At 59.3% G+C, this 1,623-nt stretch carries 1 protein-coding gene; it reads left to right on the forward strand.

What is annotated here, in order from left to right; all coding sequences use genetic code 11:
• The first annotated feature begins 450 nt into the window (after positions 1–450).
• Entirely contained in the window at positions 451–1,608 is a 1,158-nt protein-coding gene (locus ACXJ7R_RS32065) for a mandelate racemase/muconate lactonizing enzyme family protein (protein WP_457155307.1), read from the forward strand.
• The last annotated feature ends 15 nt before the right edge of the window (positions 1,609–1,623 follow it).

Here is a 1,623-nt window from a genome sequence, read left to right on the forward strand (position 1 = left end):
GTTCCATGGCGCGTTGAATCACCCGTATCGATTCCTTGTCATTGGCCGCGCCCCAGAACGCGCCCGACATACCCCAGGTACCCAGGCCAATCTTGGATACCTTGACCGACGACGATCCTAACTGTCGCTGTTGCATTTGCTCCTCCTGATCGGCGGCATGCCCGTCTTGGCACGTCGCCCAGTTTGCCTCGACATTTATAGACTTATATGCTCGTCTGACAAGTAAATCGTGACCTGCCGCTTATTTTTGATCGGAGATAGAAATTTCCACCATCCGGGCCGTTAAACCGTCCTGCGCCGGCGCAACAGCCAAAAACACATTCGGCAAAACGGTCGGAAAAAGGGGTTTACGTTTCATCTTCTCTTCTTATATGCTCATCGGACAAGTTGAGGCCTTACCCGCAAGGTGAGTGCACAGGTATGGGTGAGTCACCCTCGGGAGGAGCTTCGATGAAGATCGTGGACATCAAGACGGCGGTCGTCGCCTATCACGGCAAGGCGACCCTGATCCGTATCGATACCGACGCCGGTATCTCCGGCTATGGCGAGGCAAATCCCGACGCGGKCKCGGCCGCGATCGTCGGACTTATTTCGGAATTGAAGTCGGAACTCATTGGCCAGGATCCCCGCAACGTCGAATATTGCTGGGACAAGATCCGTCGCGACCATGTCTTTTCCGGTGCGCAGGCCGGCGTCTTTCTCATCGCGCTGACCGGGCTTGAAATGGCGCTGTGGGACGTGGCGGCGAAGGCGGCGGGGCAGCCGCTCTATCGCATGTTCGGCGGCAAGTTCCGCGACCGGATAAGGCTTTATGCCGATTGCGGCCACGGTGATGACGAAGCGGGATCGCCGCAGGGGTGCGCAACGCGCGCCCGCCGCATAGTGGCCGAGGGCTTCACGGCGGTGAAATTCGACATCGACAACGTGCGCCATCCGGCAAAGTTCGATGCGGTGAACCACACCATCAACGGCGCCGAGCTCCGCTCAATGGTGGAGCGCGTTGCGGCGGTGCGCGACGCGATCGGTCCTGACGTCGATCTCTGCATCGACCTGCACGCGCGCTACGACGTACTCAGCGCCAGCCGCATAGCGTCGGAGATGGAGCGGTTCAACCTTTTGTGGCTGGAAGAGCCAATTCCGGCTGAGAACGTCGAGGCCCTGAAACAGGTCCGCATGCGAACCAAGACGCCAATCTGCGTCGGCGAAAATCTCTACCTGCGCTGGGGTTTCCGCGAGCTGTTCCAGAATTATGGCGCCGACATCATCATGCCCGACGTGCCGAAATGCGGCGGCCTTGCCGAAAGCCGCAAGATCGCGAACCTCGCTGAAATGTATTATGTGCCATTCGCACCGCATCTTGTGTCGACACCGCTTGGCACGATGGCGACATGCCATGTGTGCGCGAGCGTGCCGAACTTCCTCGTGCTGGAGTGGCATGCCCTCGAGGAGCGGGAAGCGTGGGATAGCTATGTGCGCCTGCCGGATGGCGCCAGGTCGATCGTCGAGGATGGCCACATCGTCATACCCGACACGCCCGGCATCGGTGTCGAGCTCAACATGGACGGCGTGCACAAATACGCCGTGCCTGGTTATGGCATCTTTGAATAGGCGCTGACCGGATAA

It is taken from the genome of Mesorhizobium sp. P5_C1 (assembly GCF_054049815.1).